Here is a 12,036-nt window from a genome sequence, read left to right as displayed (position 1 = left end):
CTCGGGCCCCGTCGCGTGTCGGGGCTGGATCACCAGGGGTGTCAGGGCGGGATCACCAGGGTGTGTCAGGGCGTGGCCACCAGAGGTCCTGGATGTCAGCGGTCATCTCTGCGTACGGTCAGCCCTGCGGACCGTACGCCCCCAGCCAGGGCGCCAGCTCGTCGTCGACACCCTGCCAGCGGCCCACCCCGGCGGCCCACTCCGCCGGGGTCAGCAGGGTGTGGCCGAACGCAGCACGGATCCGGTCGGCCTCGTCACCGACGCCGACCATCACCAGCCGGGTGTCGGGCAGTGTGTCCCAGGCACCCAGGTCGCCGACACTGACCTGACCGCCGGCGCCGTCCCACAGCGCCAGCCGGTCCGGCCGGGTCGGCACCCAGAAGTGCCCCCACGACCGCAGGCGTCCACAGCCGAGCTCCTCGATGTTCTCCAACAGCCGGTCGGGGTGGAACGGGCGGTCGGAGCGCAGATCGAGCGTCCATACCCCGTGGTCGTGCGGGCCACCCCACGGTTGGGGGGTGCGCAGGTCCGTCCTCGCCCGCGCCGCCGCCACCTGGTGACGGCATCGCCAGATCTCGGCCCGCAGTGCCAGGTCGTCGAGCGGCCCGGCGAGGGTGTCGTGGGGGCGGGTGTGTTCGAGCAGGTCGGCTTCCCGGCCGGTCATCCCCGTCGCCGACCCGACCAGGACGAGGTCGGCGTAGCCGACCTGGGAAGCCAGCGCCTCGCCCAGGGAACGGCCGTCCTCGTCATACAGCTCGAGATCCAGGTCGGTCAGCAGCGCGTCGTCCAGCAACGCGCTCTCGTAGCCGGGACCGTCCAGCGCGGTGGCGGTCCCCGCCAGCACCAGGCGGGCGAGCCGCCGACCGGCCGTCATCTGCTGGTCCAGCCGGTGGGCGAGCGGCAGCGGATCGGCGGTCAGCGGCAGCGCGACCACCGCGCCCGACCAGCGACCGCTGCCCTCGAGCAGGGCGAGCAGCCCGACCAGGTCGTCGTCGGCCAGGCAGTGCAGGCACAGCTGGTCCATCCCGAGCGGGGTCCGGTGGGTGGCCCCGGTGCGTTCCACGACGCTGCGCACCAGTCGACGCCCGTCGCCGTCGCGGAGCATGTCGTACGAGACGACCACCAGCGGCCGATCATCACCGGTCAGCTCGGCCGGATCATCGGTCAGCAGCCGGAACAGCAGGGTGTCGCGCGCGGTCGGCGTGGACGACGCGACGAGTGCCACCGGCCATCTCCCCTCGGGGTCACGGCTGCCAGCCGGGACGGAGACGGGGAGGGCGGCCGGGACGACGGGCCGCAGGGATCCGGAGGCGGGCCGGGACGACGGGGAAGGCGACGACAGGGAAGACATGAGACTCCTTGACGATAATGATTTTCAATATCTATAGTGACGTCCCATGTCAGCCAGATGTCAAGTGACCGGCAAGCGACCCGGTTTCGGCAACAACGTCTCGCACTCCCACCGGCGCACCCGGCGCCGGTGGGACCCCAACATCCAGTCCAAGCGTTACTACGTGCCGAGCCTGGGGCGTACGGTCCGGCTCACCCTGTCGACCCAGGCCATCCGGCTCATCGACCGGCGGGGCATCGACGCCGTCGTCAGGGACCTCATCGCTCGGGGGAAGAAGATCTGATGGCCGGGAAGAGCGGCGACCTGCGCCCGATCATCCGGCTCCGGTCGACCGCCGGGACCGGCTACACGTACGTGACGCGCAAGTCGCGGCGCAACACCCCCGATCGGCTGGTGCTGAAGAAGTACGACCCGATCGCGCGTCGGCACGTGGAGTTCAAGGAGGCCCGCTGAGATGGCGAAGAAGTCCAAGATCGTCGCGAACGAGCGGCGCCGCCGCGTCGTGGCCCGCTATGCCGCCAGGCGGGCCGAGTTGAAGGCGACCGCCGTCGATCCCTCCCGCTCCGACGCGGAGCGTGCCGCGGCGAGGGTAGCGCTGCAGGCCTTGCCGCGCGACGCCAGCCCGACGAGGGTGCGTAACCGCGACCGCCTCGACGGGCGGCCGCGCGGCCATCTGCGGAAGTTCGGGGTCTCCCGGGTGCGGCTCCGGGAGCTGGCCCATGCCGGCCAGTTGCCCGGCGTCACGAAGTCGAGCTGGTGAGGAGGGGGCATGAAGAAGGGCATTCATCCCGACTACCATCCGGTGGTGTTCCGCGACCGGAGCGCGGACTTCGCCTTCCTCACCCGATCCACCGCCACCTCTGAGGTGGCGATCGAGTGGGCCGACGGCAATATCTACCCGGTCATCGACGTCGACGTGTCGTCCGCCTCGCATCCGTTCATGACCGGACGACAGCGGGTCGTCGACACCGCGGGGCGGGTCGAGAAGTTCCGCCGCCGCTATGGGCAGGTCCACCGGCCCAAGAGCCCTGAGGGTCGTGGCCCGAAGGGCCGCGCACCGGAGGGAGGCCACTGATGGCGGTGCCGAAGCGCAAGACGTCACCCGGTCGGCCGGCTCGCCTCGGCGACCCGACCGCTCAGTGCCCGGCGCAGTCGCGGTCGTCCGACGGACCCGTGGGGCGCTGCTCGGTGTTGTCCGTCGGGTGCTGTTCCGAGGGTCCTCGGTGGTTCTGTCCGTGCAGGCGCCCGGACGGGAATGCGTGATCCAGCCGTCCCAGAGTTCCCCGCGATCGGCGGAGCATCCGCTGGCGCCGCAGCAGCGCGGCGGGGGTGGGCAGCGCGGTCCGCGCCTCCTGCAGCCGGTCGCGGGTGCGGTCGGCGCGTTCGAGGAGGCGTTCGCGCCCCTCGGCCAACCGTTCCCGGCCCTCCGCCAGGCGCTCGCGGCGCTCGGCCACCTGCTCGTCCAGTGAGGCCGCCAGTTCGTCGAGACGCTGCTCGAGCCGACCGCGCAGTGCGGCCAGGCTCTCCACCGCAGACTCGACCTCGGGGCGCACCCGGACCACGGCGACCACCGAGTGGACGAAATCGACCACCGCGAGGGTGGCCAGGGCGGAGGCCGCCGACAGCGAGACCAACAGGCCCATCGCGTCGACCACCCGGGCCAGCCACGGATCGGCGACGTAGACGACGAACAGGCCGGCAACGCCGAAGGCGAGCGCGTTGGTGAAGCAGACCCGCCCCTGGATGTTGCCGAACCGGCCGGTGTAGTCCCACAGCACCAGGCCGAGCAGCTTCTCCAACCCGAGGTGGCCGATGAACTCGATCACCGTCGCGGCGACCACCGCCACCAGGAACACCAGCAGCGGACTGGCCCGCAGGGATGCGGTGAGCAGCAGGATCGCCACCGCACCGAAGCCGTAGATCGGCAGCAGTGGCCCGGTGAGGAACCCGCGGTTGATCAGCCGGTGCTTCTCGACCAACATGACGATGCCCTCGAGGACCCAGCCGAGGAACCCGTACGCCAGGAACGAGATGATCAGATAGCTCCACCACTGCGCAGTCATCCGCTCCTCTCCTTCCCCTGTCTCCTCGTGGGCCCGACGGCTCTCAGGCCTGGCGGCGCCGGCCGGCGGACGCGGCGACGTTGCCCACGGCCCGCCAGGACATGATCGAGACTGCGGACAGGGCTGCGGCGATGGACAGGACCGAGTCCCGGGAGGCGATACTCCACTTCGAACCGGAGTGTGAGCCGGAGAGCCTGTGGTTCCGATGAGCGCTCATGTCCCCATTGAATCAGGGGAATCGGACGCTCGAGCGGAGTCGTCGTGACGGCGAGGTCGTACCGGGGAGTCTCACACATCGGCACCCGCCCATGGCGGGTGCCGATGTGGCGTGTCCGGCGCTCAGCTGCCGGATTTGCGCCGGAACTGGCGCTTGCTTCCTGCCTTGCCGTGCGGGCCGCCCGATGAGCCGTGCTGGGCGGCCTGCCCGCCCTGGGAGGCGTGCGTGCTCGCTCGCTTTGCCTCCAGGGCCAGACGCATCTGCTCCTTGGGGTCGAGCGGGGGCGTGCTGTCGCCCTGGTCTGCTCCGGGTGTTGTCATGGGTCCACTGTGTCACACGGCACCCCGACGGCCACCGTACAGAGCTGTCGGGTCGGCGGGCGCAGGTGGGCCGAGTCCTCAGACATCGGTGGGCCGAGTCCTCAGACATCGACTTCCGACGTCGTCGGGGGCGTGCTGCCCGGTTCGACTAGCAGCCAGGTCAGCTGGGTGAGCATGTCGTCGGGGTTGCCCTCGGGGGTCGGCTCGGTGAGGTAGGTCTCCCACATGAGCGGGCCGGGGGCGTGGCCCTCCGCGCGCATCCAGTCCTCCAACCGCTGGTAGCTGCGGGCGAGATTGTCGTACGACCCCTGGTGGATCATCTCGGCCACCCGGCCGGCCGGCAGCTCGGCGGGCCGGACATCGCCCTCCGGGATGACGGCGCGGGCGACCGGGAAGCCCGCGGCGACTTCGACCGTCTCGCCGGGCTGGCCGTAGTAGACCCCTACCGGTGCGCCGAGGGGCTGCAGCCCCTGCCGCTGGAGGATCGCCAGGACCGTACGGTAGGCGCGGTCGTAGAACGTCGCCAGCTCTTCCATCCCGACGGTCTCGCGGATCACCGCCAAGGTGACGGGACGCGCGTCGCTGAGGTGCGGCTCGAAGCTTTCGGGGGACTGGGGCGAGGGATCGGGAGTCATCGGGGTGCCTGCCTCTCGGACGACGACATCGGTCTGGGAGCTGGGTCTCGGAGATCGGTCTCTCTGCCAGTCTGGCCCGGCGATGACCGGTTGGCCAGGGGTCTGCGGGCCCCACATCGCCGGGGATGCCGACGCGATGTCCGGGGTGACTGACCGAGACGCCGGCGCCGAGCCTGTTCCTCGGTCCGGGGTCGGCGGTCGTGGAGCGGCCGAGTATGTTCCTCTGCGGGACCATAGGTCTGCCCTATGGATCGCGCTCTTGGTCGGCGGTCAGCGGGCGAGCCCCAGGAACGTCATCAACGCGCGCTCGACCTCGACGAGTCGATCGCTGGTCAGGCGCCCCACTCGGGCCTGCACACTGCTGCGGCGTACGGTCGTGATCTTGTCGATCATGATGTCGCTGTCGGCCGCCAGCCCGGTGATCCCGCCAGCCGTCACCCGGATACGTAGCAATGGCGCCTCCGTCAGCGCCGTTGTCAGCGGGACTACTGTCACCGAGGCGGTGGCGTCGAACAGATCATCCTGGACGATGACCGCGGGTCTGGGCTTTGAGGCATACACCCCACCCGCCACCGTCCACAGTTCGCCGCGTTTCACTCCTCATCCCAGCCCACGGAGACAGCCTCGATGAACTCCTGGTCATCACCGTGACGGTCAGCTTGCGCGACCAGCGCAGCCTGGCGCCGAGCTTCGGCCGCGAACTCGGGCGTGCGGACATCGGGCACCCAGACCTGCACCGGGCGGTAACCACGCGCCCGCATCCGCTGGCGGTACCCACTCACACGATCCTTGACGGACATGGCGCAATGTTACATGTAACGCTCTGGGTGGCCAAGACCTCGCGCTGACTCAACAAAGATGCCCACGCCGGTCGAGTCGCTGACTCATCCCGAGATGCCCGCAGCACGCTCTGAGGATGGAGTTGCCGTCCCTGCTGTGCCCGTTGACGCCGTCTCAGCGGCCACTACCCTCGCTGCGTCCACAGGGTGCGACCGGTCTGGTCGCTGATCGTTGCCACCGGGGTGGCGGTGAGGTCGATGACGACGTCGAGGAACGCCCCGCCGTCCCTCGCCCGGGTCCGGTAGGCGTAGCGGGTGGTGGTGAGGCTGATCCGTTCGGTGCTGGCAGTGGTGAGCCAGGCGTGGCGACGCCGCAGGCCGATGAGGTCCTGGTGGGCACGCAGGACGGGCCGCCCCCAGGGAGCCAGCTGGTCCGGGGTGTCGGGGAAGGCCGGTCGGATCGCGTCGTCGCCGCCGAGCCGGTCCTCCTTGACGCCGGTGAACGCCTGTTCGTCCCCGGCGTAGATCGAGGGGAGGCCGCCGACGGTCATCAGGATCGCCAATGCGGTCACCGCCGTCGCCGGTCCGACGGCGCTGGCGATCCGGGTGACGTCGTGGTTGCCGACGAAGGTGTACGGGGTGAGGTGCTCCAGGAAGCCGTTGTGCCGCCGCAGCGCCCAGTCGAGTTCGAAGAGGTTGCGGTCGGCCAGGCTGGACCGGATTGCCTTCCACAGTTCGTACTGGGTGACCGAGTCGATGCCGGCGGCGGCCGCGTAGCCGGCGTAGTCGCCGTGGATGACCTCGCCGAGGAACCAGGCCTCGGGGTGGCGTGCACGGACCCGGGGGAGGACCTCGGCCCAGAAGGCGGGGGCGACGGAGTAGGCGGCGTCGAGACGCCAACCGTCGATGCCCCGGTCCAGCCAGTGCTCCATCACCCGGGCAACGTAGTCGACGGTCTGCGGAGTGGTGTGGTTGAGCCGGGCCAGTTCGGGATGCCCCTCGAACACCCGCGGGGTAGGCCCGCCGGGCGCCTGCCAGTCGATGTCGAACAGCGCGGCCCGCTCGCTGCCAGGCCCGTCCCGCAGCACCTGCTGCAGGTCGGGGTGGCCGGCGCTGACGTGGCTGAACACGCCGTCCAGGACCAGCCGCAGCCCCCGCGCCCGGCAGCCGGCGATCAGCGCGTCGAAATCCTCGTCGCCGCCGAGGCGCGGATCGATCCGGAACTGGTCGAGGCTGTCGTAGCCGTGCGTACGGGACGCGAAGATCGGCCCCAGCAGCAGACCTGAGGTGCCCAACTGCACTGCATAGTCCAGCCATCCCGCCAGCTTCCCCAGCCGCTGCGCCGGGGTGGGATCGGGCTCGCGGATCGGTGCGCCGCAGAAGCCCAACGGGTACACGTGCCACCAGATCGCGTGGTCGGTCCACCCCATCACTACCTCCTACTGAGTTACCTTCACTAGTGTTAGTGAGGCTAGTTCAGTAGTCGGCCCGATGGCAAACCGAGGCCTGACCGATCGCCTGGGCATTCGCGCAGCGTTCCCGATCTCACGACGCCGGGCCCGGCATCAGCGCTGCCGGAGAACTACGATGGCCGATGTGCCGCGCTCCGATCGTCAACCTCGCCGACGTCTGGACCCGGACGCGCGCCGGGCGGCGATCCTGGGTGCCGCCGCGGAGATCTTCGCCGAGCATCCGTACGGTGAGGTGACCATGTCGGCGATCGCCGCCCGGGCCGAGGCCTCCGACGCGCTGCTCTACCGCTACTTCGGCGGCAAGGGGGACCTCTATGCCGAGGTCGTCCGGCTGGCGATCCGTGACCTGGCAGAGCGCCAGACCGCCGCGCTGGGCGCGTTGCCTGAAGGCGTGTCGGTGCGCGACCGGCTGCGCGAAGCCATGGTCGTCTATCTCGACCACATCGCCGACCACCCCGCCGCGTGGGCGATGCCGCTGCGTACGCCGGGGGCCGAGCCGTCGGCGGTGGCCGCGCTCCGTGTCGAGGCGCGCCGGGCCTACGTCGAGCGGCTGCGGACGCTGCTCGCCCCGAGCGCGGAGCTGCGGCACGAGTACGCGCTGTGGGGCTACTACGGCTTCCTCGACGCCGCCTGCCTGCAGTGGGTCGAGCGGGGCTGCCCGGAGGACGAACGGTGGGCGCTCGTCGACGCGGCTCTGGGTGCGCTCGAGGGAGCACTCGGCGACTGGGCTGCGTAGCCCGGTCCGGGTCAGGATCGGCCCGGGCCCTCAGGCCAACCCGAGCCGGCTCGGTCCGGCCCGGCGTACGCCGAGGGCGGCGCGCCGTGCAGACACGGCACACCGCCCCCGGCCCTTCTGTCCATTGAGCGTTCTGTTAGTAGGTCTGTTCTGTCTAGCGGGTCTGTCCGGTGGGTCTCCGATCCGTCCCGGTCAGCCCTCCACGTAGAAGCCGCCGGGCTTCTTGTTCAGGTTCACCAGGACGTTCTTCGTCTGGCTGTAGGCGTCGAGGATCGATTTGTGGGTCTCACGCCCGATGCCGGACTCCTTGTAGCCGCCGAACGGCGCGCCGGCCGGGAACTGGTTGTAGGTGTTGACCCAGACGCGGCCGGTGCGGATGCCGCCGGCGACCCGGAGGGCCTTGCTGATGTCGTTGGTGAACACTCCGCCGCCGAGGCCGTAGACCGAGTCGTTCGCCATCCGGATGACGTCGTCCTCGTCCTTGAACGGGATGACCACGCCGACCGGGCCGAAGATCTCCTCCTGCGCCACCCGCATCTTGTTGTCGACGTCGGCCAGCAGCGTCGGCTCCAGGAAGGCACCCTTGCCGTACGCGCCCTCGGTGAGGCGTTCGCCGCCGACGGCGACGGTGGCGCCCTCCTCCTGACCGATGTGGACGTAGTTGAGGATCTTGTCGAGCTGCTTCTCGTTGACCTGCGCACCCATCTGGGTCTGCGGGTCCAGCGGGTCGCCGACCCGGACCTTCTTGAACTCGTCGACGACCCGGCCCATGAACTCGTCGTAGAACGCGTGGTCGACGAAGATCCGCGAGCCGGCCGAGCAGACCTGGCCCTGGTTGAACAGGATGCCGAGCCCGACGCCCTCCAACGCCAGGTCGATGTCGGCGTCGGCGAAGAACACGTTGGCGCTCTTGCCGCCGAGCTCCAGGGTGGACGGGATGATCTTCTCCGCGGCCGCCCGGGCGATCTCGCGGCCGACCTCGGTGGAGCCGGTGAAGGCGAGCTTGTCGACGTCGGCCTTGAGGATGTACTCCCCGGACTTCGCGCCGGATCCGGTGAGGATGTTCAGCACGCCGGGCGGCAGGATCTCCGCCTCGGCGATCAGCCGGGCCAGTTCCAGCACCGACAGTGAGGTGGCGCTGGACGGCTTGAACAGGACGGTGTCGCCGGCGGCGAGCGCCGGTGCCAGCTTCCAGGCGGCCATCAGGAACGGGAAGTTCCACGGTACGATCTGGCCGACCACGCCGAGCGGTTCGCGCAGGATGAGGTTGAGCAGGTTGCCGGGCAGCACGTTCGCGGAGCCCTCGTCGCCGCGGATCACCCCGGCGAAGTAGCGGAAGTGGTCCACCGCCAGCGGCAGGTCGGCCCCGGTGGTCTCGCGGATGGGCTTGCCGTTGTCCATCGTCTCGATCGCGGCGAGGTAGTCGAGGTTGTCCTCGATCACGTCGGCGATGTGCAGCAGGATCGCGGAACGCTCCGGGATGCCGGTCCGTGCCCAGCCGTGGAACGCCTTGCGGGCGGCGACCGCTGCGGCGTCGACATCGGCCTGGCTGGCCTCGGCGATGTCGGCCAGCTTCTCGCCGGTGGCCGGATTGTGCGTCTCGAGGGTGGCGCCGTCGGAGGCGGGGCGCCAATGACCGTCGATGTAGAGGTCGTACTTCTTGGTGGACAGGGTGACTGGCTGTGCCATGGCTACTCCTCGCTGAGTACCCGGGGGCGGCGGACGGTGGGTGCCGCGACCGCCCGTGTGGGTCGCGGCCGTCCGGTCCCCGCTGTCTTTCGACAATAGGTCGCGATCGGCGGTGGTGGAAGTGGTTTGGAGGAATACCCATCAGGGCATCGGCTGGTCGTCCGTACGCGAGATCCCTGATCCGGTCCGGGGCTGGCCAATGGTCGGAAGCTCGACGTAGGCTGTGTGACCACAGTCACGAACGTGGCTTGTAATTCTGAGAGGACGCGGTACTCTCCACGTCACTCTCTGGGAAGGAAATCTTCAATGTCGATCACCATGCCCGCCACGCGCACCGCCGCCGTGGGTCCCGAGCTGGCCCGTTCCTGGCTGCTCGTCAACGCTGCCCACCCGGACCGGTTTGCGCCGGCCGTTGCCAGCGCTGCGGACGTGGTACTTCTCGACATCGAGGACGCCGTCGCGCCGGAGGGCAAGGCCCAGGCCCGGGAGAACGTCGTCGAGTGGCTGTCCACCGGTGACAACGAGGGCTGGGTGCGGGTCAACGGCTTCGGCACCGAGTGGTGGGAGCAGGACCTCCGGGCGCTGGCCCAGGCGCCCGGGTTGCGCGGCGTGATGCTGGCGATGGTGGAGTCGCCCGAGCATGTGCGGCGTACGGCGCAGCTGCTGCCGGACGCGCTGATTGTGGCGCTGGTGGAGACCGCTCGCGGCGTGCAGAACCTGCCCGAGATCGCCGACACCCGTAACACCTTCCGGCTCGGCCTGGGGCTCGGCGACTACCGGCGCGACACCGGCTTCGACGACGATCCGCTGACGCTGGCCTACACCCGCTCGCAGTTCACCATCTCGTCGAAGGCGGCCGGCCTGCCCGGCCCGATCGACGGGCCGGCCGTCGGGGCACTGGGCGTGAAGCTCGCCGACTCGGCCGGGGTGACCGTGCAGTTCGGGATGACCGGCAAGATCTGCCTGATGCCCGAGCAGACCCCGACGGTCAACGAGATCCTTTCCCCGTCGATGGCCGACCGGTCGTGGGCGGTGGAGTTCCTCACCGACTTCGAGGCTCACGGCGCCCAGATCCGCAACGGGTCGGATCTGCCCCGGCTGGCCCGTGCCCGCAAGGTGCTGAGCCTGTCCCAGGCGTACGGCCTGACGCTGCCGCAGGGCTACGACCTGCACTACGAGGCCCCGCTGGACACGTATCACTGCTGACCTTCACAGCTGGCACTGGGTAAGACCCACAGCTGCTGCGCTGCGTTCTGGCCTCTGCCGACGCCGCGTCCCGAGGTGCGGCACGGGGTGCTGTGAACGCGGTGTGGCGGTGAATTCCCAAGGGTAGGTTCTGGGCTTGTTCACAGTCCGTTCACAGTATCTTCCCACGGGGGTAACCTGCATGTCTGACCCATTACGCGACCCGGAGACTTCCGGCACGGTAAGAATGAGTAATGATCCGTTCCGTAAGCCTTCGCGGCGGGCCATCGTCAAAGGTGCCGCTTGGGCGGTTCCGGCGGTGATCGCTGTCAATGCGGCGCCGGCGTGGGCAGCCAGCCCGCACGACTTCGTTCCCTGCCCCAGCGGCAATATCTACAACACAGTGGGCAGGGGACGACTCCTCAGCGGATCACTTCTGGGGACCAATCTCGACACGCTCGCCGCCATCAATGGGATTACGGTCAGCAACGATGGTCACGGAGTGGTCACACCTTCAGTGTGGGGAACTGCCAACCCGTTCTCGCCCTCCCCGGTCAGCAGTGACGCCTACGCTTACGTCAACGCCCTGGATGTCTCCCTGCTCAGCGCGCTGGGTATCAGCGCCAGCCTCGTGGTCGATGTCAATACTCCGGTAGGCGTCCTCAATCAGTACGGCCGGGCGGTGCAGAACGGCTTCTCGGCCGGCGCCAGCGGCGCGGTGACCAACAACGGTGCGATCCAGACGATGCCGGGCGGCGGTTGGCCGGTCCTCGCCAGCCTCGACCTCAAGCACCTGATCGCGCAGGTCAGCACGGCGGCGGCGAATCTGGTGGGCGCGGTGACGAACCTCAAACTGGAGATCGGCGCGGCGGCCGGCCGGGCCACCCTGGACGCCTGCTCTGCATCCTCTGGCCGCGAGTACTTGGTGTCGTACGCGAGGCTCGTGATCGGCAGCGGACTTCTCGGGCAGATCCTCAGCCTTGTTGCGACGGTTGCGAATCTCCCCAATACGACATCCGGTCCCGACAACTTGGTCTCCTTCGACTTCCAGGAGAAAACACTTGTCGTTGACCTCGGTGCGCTGCTGGCCAAGGCGTATCCGGGCACTTACAGCAACCAGCTCAACGGGCTGGCGCCGAATACGGCGCTGCTCATCAATTCACACGTTATTTCTACATTGACGACTGCTATCAGTGACACTCTGACCAACCTTCTCACTCGCTTGTTGGGACCGCTGGGGGCTCTTGTCGGGAGCCTCCTGGGTGGTGTCGTGGGCTTGGTCAATCAGCTTGTCGACGTAGTGGGAACTCTCCTGAACGGCCTCTTCAACCCTGATAACCCCGAGAAGGGCCTCCTGAATATCGTTGTCAACGCGCAGAACGACGGGACCGCGAAGGGTCCCTCGGCGTTCCCGCTGGTGGCCGGCGGATACGACGTGGCCGCGGTGTGGGTCACTGTTCTCAACTCCGTTGCCAATCTGTATCTGGCGCGGGCTTCTGTCGGACCGAACACTCAGACTGCCTGATCGGCGTCGGGGTGGAGCAAGCCGATAGGACTGGCTCCATCCCCTCTGGGGTGCTGACGCATCG

16 protein-coding genes are annotated in these 12,036 nt (G+C 69.0%); 7 read left to right on the top strand and 9 right to left on the bottom strand.

The window, feature by feature from the left end:
- Positions 1–118: 118 nt before the first annotated feature.
- Positions 119–1,225 (bottom strand): GTP-binding protein, encoded by a 1,107-nt coding sequence (locus R0145_RS14985; RefSeq protein ID WP_317837674.1) that lies wholly within the window; start codon positions 1,223–1,225, stop codon positions 119–121.
- Between the two features lie 172 nt (positions 1,226–1,397).
- On the opposite strand from R0145_RS14985, the gene rpmB reads away from it, so the two are divergent.
- From rpmB to R0145_RS14965, 4 genes are read left to right on the top strand one after another with little or no spacing between them, the layout of a single operon-like run.
- On the top strand, positions 1,398–1,634 hold the full coding sequence (rpmB, locus tag R0145_RS14980) for a 50S ribosomal protein L28 (RefSeq protein WP_317837673.1): 237 nt from the start codon (positions 1,398–1,400) through the stop codon (positions 1,632–1,634).
- Positions 1,634–1,804: a 50S ribosomal protein L33 gene (rpmG, locus tag R0145_RS14975; protein WP_317837672.1), complete on the top strand. Its 171-nt coding sequence runs from the start codon at positions 1,634–1,636 to the stop codon at positions 1,802–1,804. The genes rpmB and rpmG overlap by 1 nt, the downstream gene beginning before the upstream one ends.
- A gap of 1 nt (position 1,805) precedes the next feature.
- Entirely contained in the window at positions 1,806–2,111 is a 306-nt protein-coding gene (gene rpsN / locus R0145_RS14970; protein WP_317837670.1) for a 30S ribosomal protein S14, read from the top strand.
- 9 nt (positions 2,112–2,120) lie between these two features.
- On the top strand, positions 2,121–2,426 hold the full coding sequence (locus R0145_RS14965; protein ID WP_317837669.1) for a type B 50S ribosomal protein L31: 306 nt from the start codon (positions 2,121–2,123) through the stop codon (positions 2,424–2,426).
- Between the two features lie 61 nt (positions 2,427–2,487).
- Here R0145_RS14965 and R0145_RS14960 read toward each other — a convergent pair whose 3' ends face one another.
- From R0145_RS14960 to R0145_RS14930, 7 genes are all read right to left on the bottom strand, one after another.
- The gene (locus R0145_RS14960) at positions 2,488–3,414 is read right to left on the bottom strand and encodes a putative ABC transporter permease (protein ID WP_317837668.1); all 927 of its coding nucleotides are present in this window, start codon (positions 3,412–3,414) and stop codon (positions 2,488–2,490) included.
- A gap of 43 nt (positions 3,415–3,457) precedes the next feature.
- Positions 3,458–3,631, bottom strand: coding sequence for a hypothetical protein (locus R0145_RS14955; protein WP_317837667.1), 174 nt, complete (start codon positions 3,629–3,631; stop codon positions 3,458–3,460).
- Between the two features lie 122 nt (positions 3,632–3,753).
- The gene (locus R0145_RS14950) at positions 3,754–3,951 is read right to left on the bottom strand and encodes a DUF5302 domain-containing protein (RefSeq protein WP_317837666.1); all 198 of its coding nucleotides are present in this window, start codon (positions 3,949–3,951) and stop codon (positions 3,754–3,756) included.
- A 101-nt stretch (positions 3,952–4,052) separates the two neighbouring features.
- Positions 4,053–4,586 (bottom strand): GyrI-like domain-containing protein, encoded by a 534-nt coding sequence (locus tag R0145_RS14945; protein ID WP_317837665.1) that lies wholly within the window; start codon positions 4,584–4,586, stop codon positions 4,053–4,055.
- Between the two features lie 270 nt (positions 4,587–4,856).
- Entirely contained in the window at positions 4,857–5,183 is a 327-nt protein-coding gene (locus R0145_RS14940; RefSeq protein ID WP_317837664.1) for a type II toxin-antitoxin system PemK/MazF family toxin, read from the bottom strand.
- Positions 5,180–5,386 carry an antitoxin MazE family protein gene (locus R0145_RS14935; protein ID WP_317837663.1) on the bottom strand — a complete coding sequence of 69 codons (207 nt, stop codon included), beginning with the start codon at positions 5,384–5,386 and terminating at the stop codon, positions 5,180–5,182. The genes R0145_RS14940 and R0145_RS14935 overlap by 4 nt, the downstream gene beginning before the upstream one ends.
- Before the next feature lie 164 nt (positions 5,387–5,550).
- Entirely contained in the window at positions 5,551–6,795 is a 1,245-nt protein-coding gene (locus R0145_RS14930; protein ID WP_317837662.1) for an alpha-amylase family protein, read from the bottom strand.
- Between the two features lie 166 nt (positions 6,796–6,961).
- On the opposite strand from R0145_RS14930, the gene R0145_RS14925 reads away from it, so the two are divergent.
- Complete coding sequence (locus R0145_RS14925; protein ID WP_317837661.1) at positions 6,962–7,573, top strand: TetR/AcrR family transcriptional regulator; 612 nt, start codon at positions 6,962–6,964, stop codon at positions 7,571–7,573.
- A 192-nt stretch (positions 7,574–7,765) separates the two neighbouring features.
- On the opposite strand, the gene R0145_RS14920 is transcribed toward R0145_RS14925, so the two are convergent.
- Positions 7,766–9,262: an aldehyde dehydrogenase family protein gene (locus R0145_RS14920; RefSeq protein ID WP_317837660.1), complete on the bottom strand. Its 1,497-nt coding sequence runs from the start codon at positions 9,260–9,262 to the stop codon at positions 7,766–7,768.
- 306 nt (positions 9,263–9,568) lie between these two features.
- Here R0145_RS14920 and R0145_RS14915 point away from each other — a divergent pair, with 306 nt between their 5' ends.
- Positions 9,569–10,468, top strand: coding sequence for a CoA ester lyase (locus R0145_RS14915; protein WP_317837659.1), 900 nt, complete (start codon positions 9,569–9,571; stop codon positions 10,466–10,468).
- A gap of 181 nt (positions 10,469–10,649) precedes the next feature.
- Positions 10,650–11,972 carry a choice-of-anchor G family protein gene (locus R0145_RS14910; RefSeq protein ID WP_317837658.1) on the top strand — a complete coding sequence of 441 codons (1,323 nt, stop codon included), beginning with the start codon at positions 10,650–10,652 and terminating at the stop codon, positions 11,970–11,972.
- The last annotated feature ends 64 nt before the right edge of the window (positions 11,973–12,036 follow it).

It is taken from the genome of Raineyella sp. W15-4, from assembly GCF_033170155.1.
GTDB lineage: Bacteria > Actinomycetota > Actinomycetes > Propionibacteriales > Propionibacteriaceae > Raineyella.
The sequence above is the reverse complement of the archived record's forward strand: the minus strand, read 5'-3'. Positions and strand labels throughout refer to the sequence as shown.

Coding starts and splice junctions, on each gene's coding strand:
- rpmB (WP_317837673.1), top strand. CDS start 1,398: ATGTCAGCCAGATGTCAAGTGACCGGCAAGCGACCCGGTTTCGGCAAC.
- rpmG (WP_317837672.1), top strand. CDS start 1,634: ATGGCCGGGAAGAGCGGCGACCTGCGCCCGATCATCCGGCTCCGGTCG.
- rpsN (WP_317837670.1), top strand. CDS start 1,806: ATGGCGAAGAAGTCCAAGATCGTCGCGAACGAGCGGCGCCGCCGCGTC.
- R0145_RS14965 (WP_317837669.1), top strand. CDS start 2,121: ATGAAGAAGGGCATTCATCCCGACTACCATCCGGTGGTGTTCCGCGAC.
- R0145_RS14960 (WP_317837668.1), bottom strand. CDS start 3,414: ATGACTGCGCAGTGGTGGAGCTATCTGATCATCTCGTTCCTGGCGTAC.
- R0145_RS14955 (WP_317837667.1), bottom strand. CDS start 3,631: ATGAGCGCTCATCGGAACCACAGGCTCTCCGGCTCACACTCCGGTTCG.
- R0145_RS14950 (WP_317837666.1), bottom strand. CDS start 3,951: ATGACAACACCCGGAGCAGACCAGGGCGACAGCACGCCCCCGCTCGAC.
- R0145_RS14945 (WP_317837665.1), bottom strand. CDS start 4,586: ATGACTCCCGATCCCTCGCCCCAGTCCCCCGAAAGCTTCGAGCCGCAC.
- R0145_RS14935 (WP_317837663.1), bottom strand. CDS start 5,386: ATGTCCGTCAAGGATCGTGTGAGTGGGTACCGCCAGCGGATGCGGGCG.
- R0145_RS14930 (WP_317837662.1), bottom strand. CDS start 6,795: ATGGGGTGGACCGACCACGCGATCTGGTGGCACGTGTACCCGTTGGGC.
- R0145_RS14920 (WP_317837660.1), bottom strand. CDS start 9,262: ATGGCACAGCCAGTCACCCTGTCCACCAAGAAGTACGACCTCTACATC.
- R0145_RS14915 (WP_317837659.1), top strand. CDS start 9,569: ATGTCGATCACCATGCCCGCCACGCGCACCGCCGCCGTGGGTCCCGAG.
- R0145_RS14910 (WP_317837658.1), top strand. CDS start 10,650: ATGTCTGACCCATTACGCGACCCGGAGACTTCCGGCACGGTAAGAATG.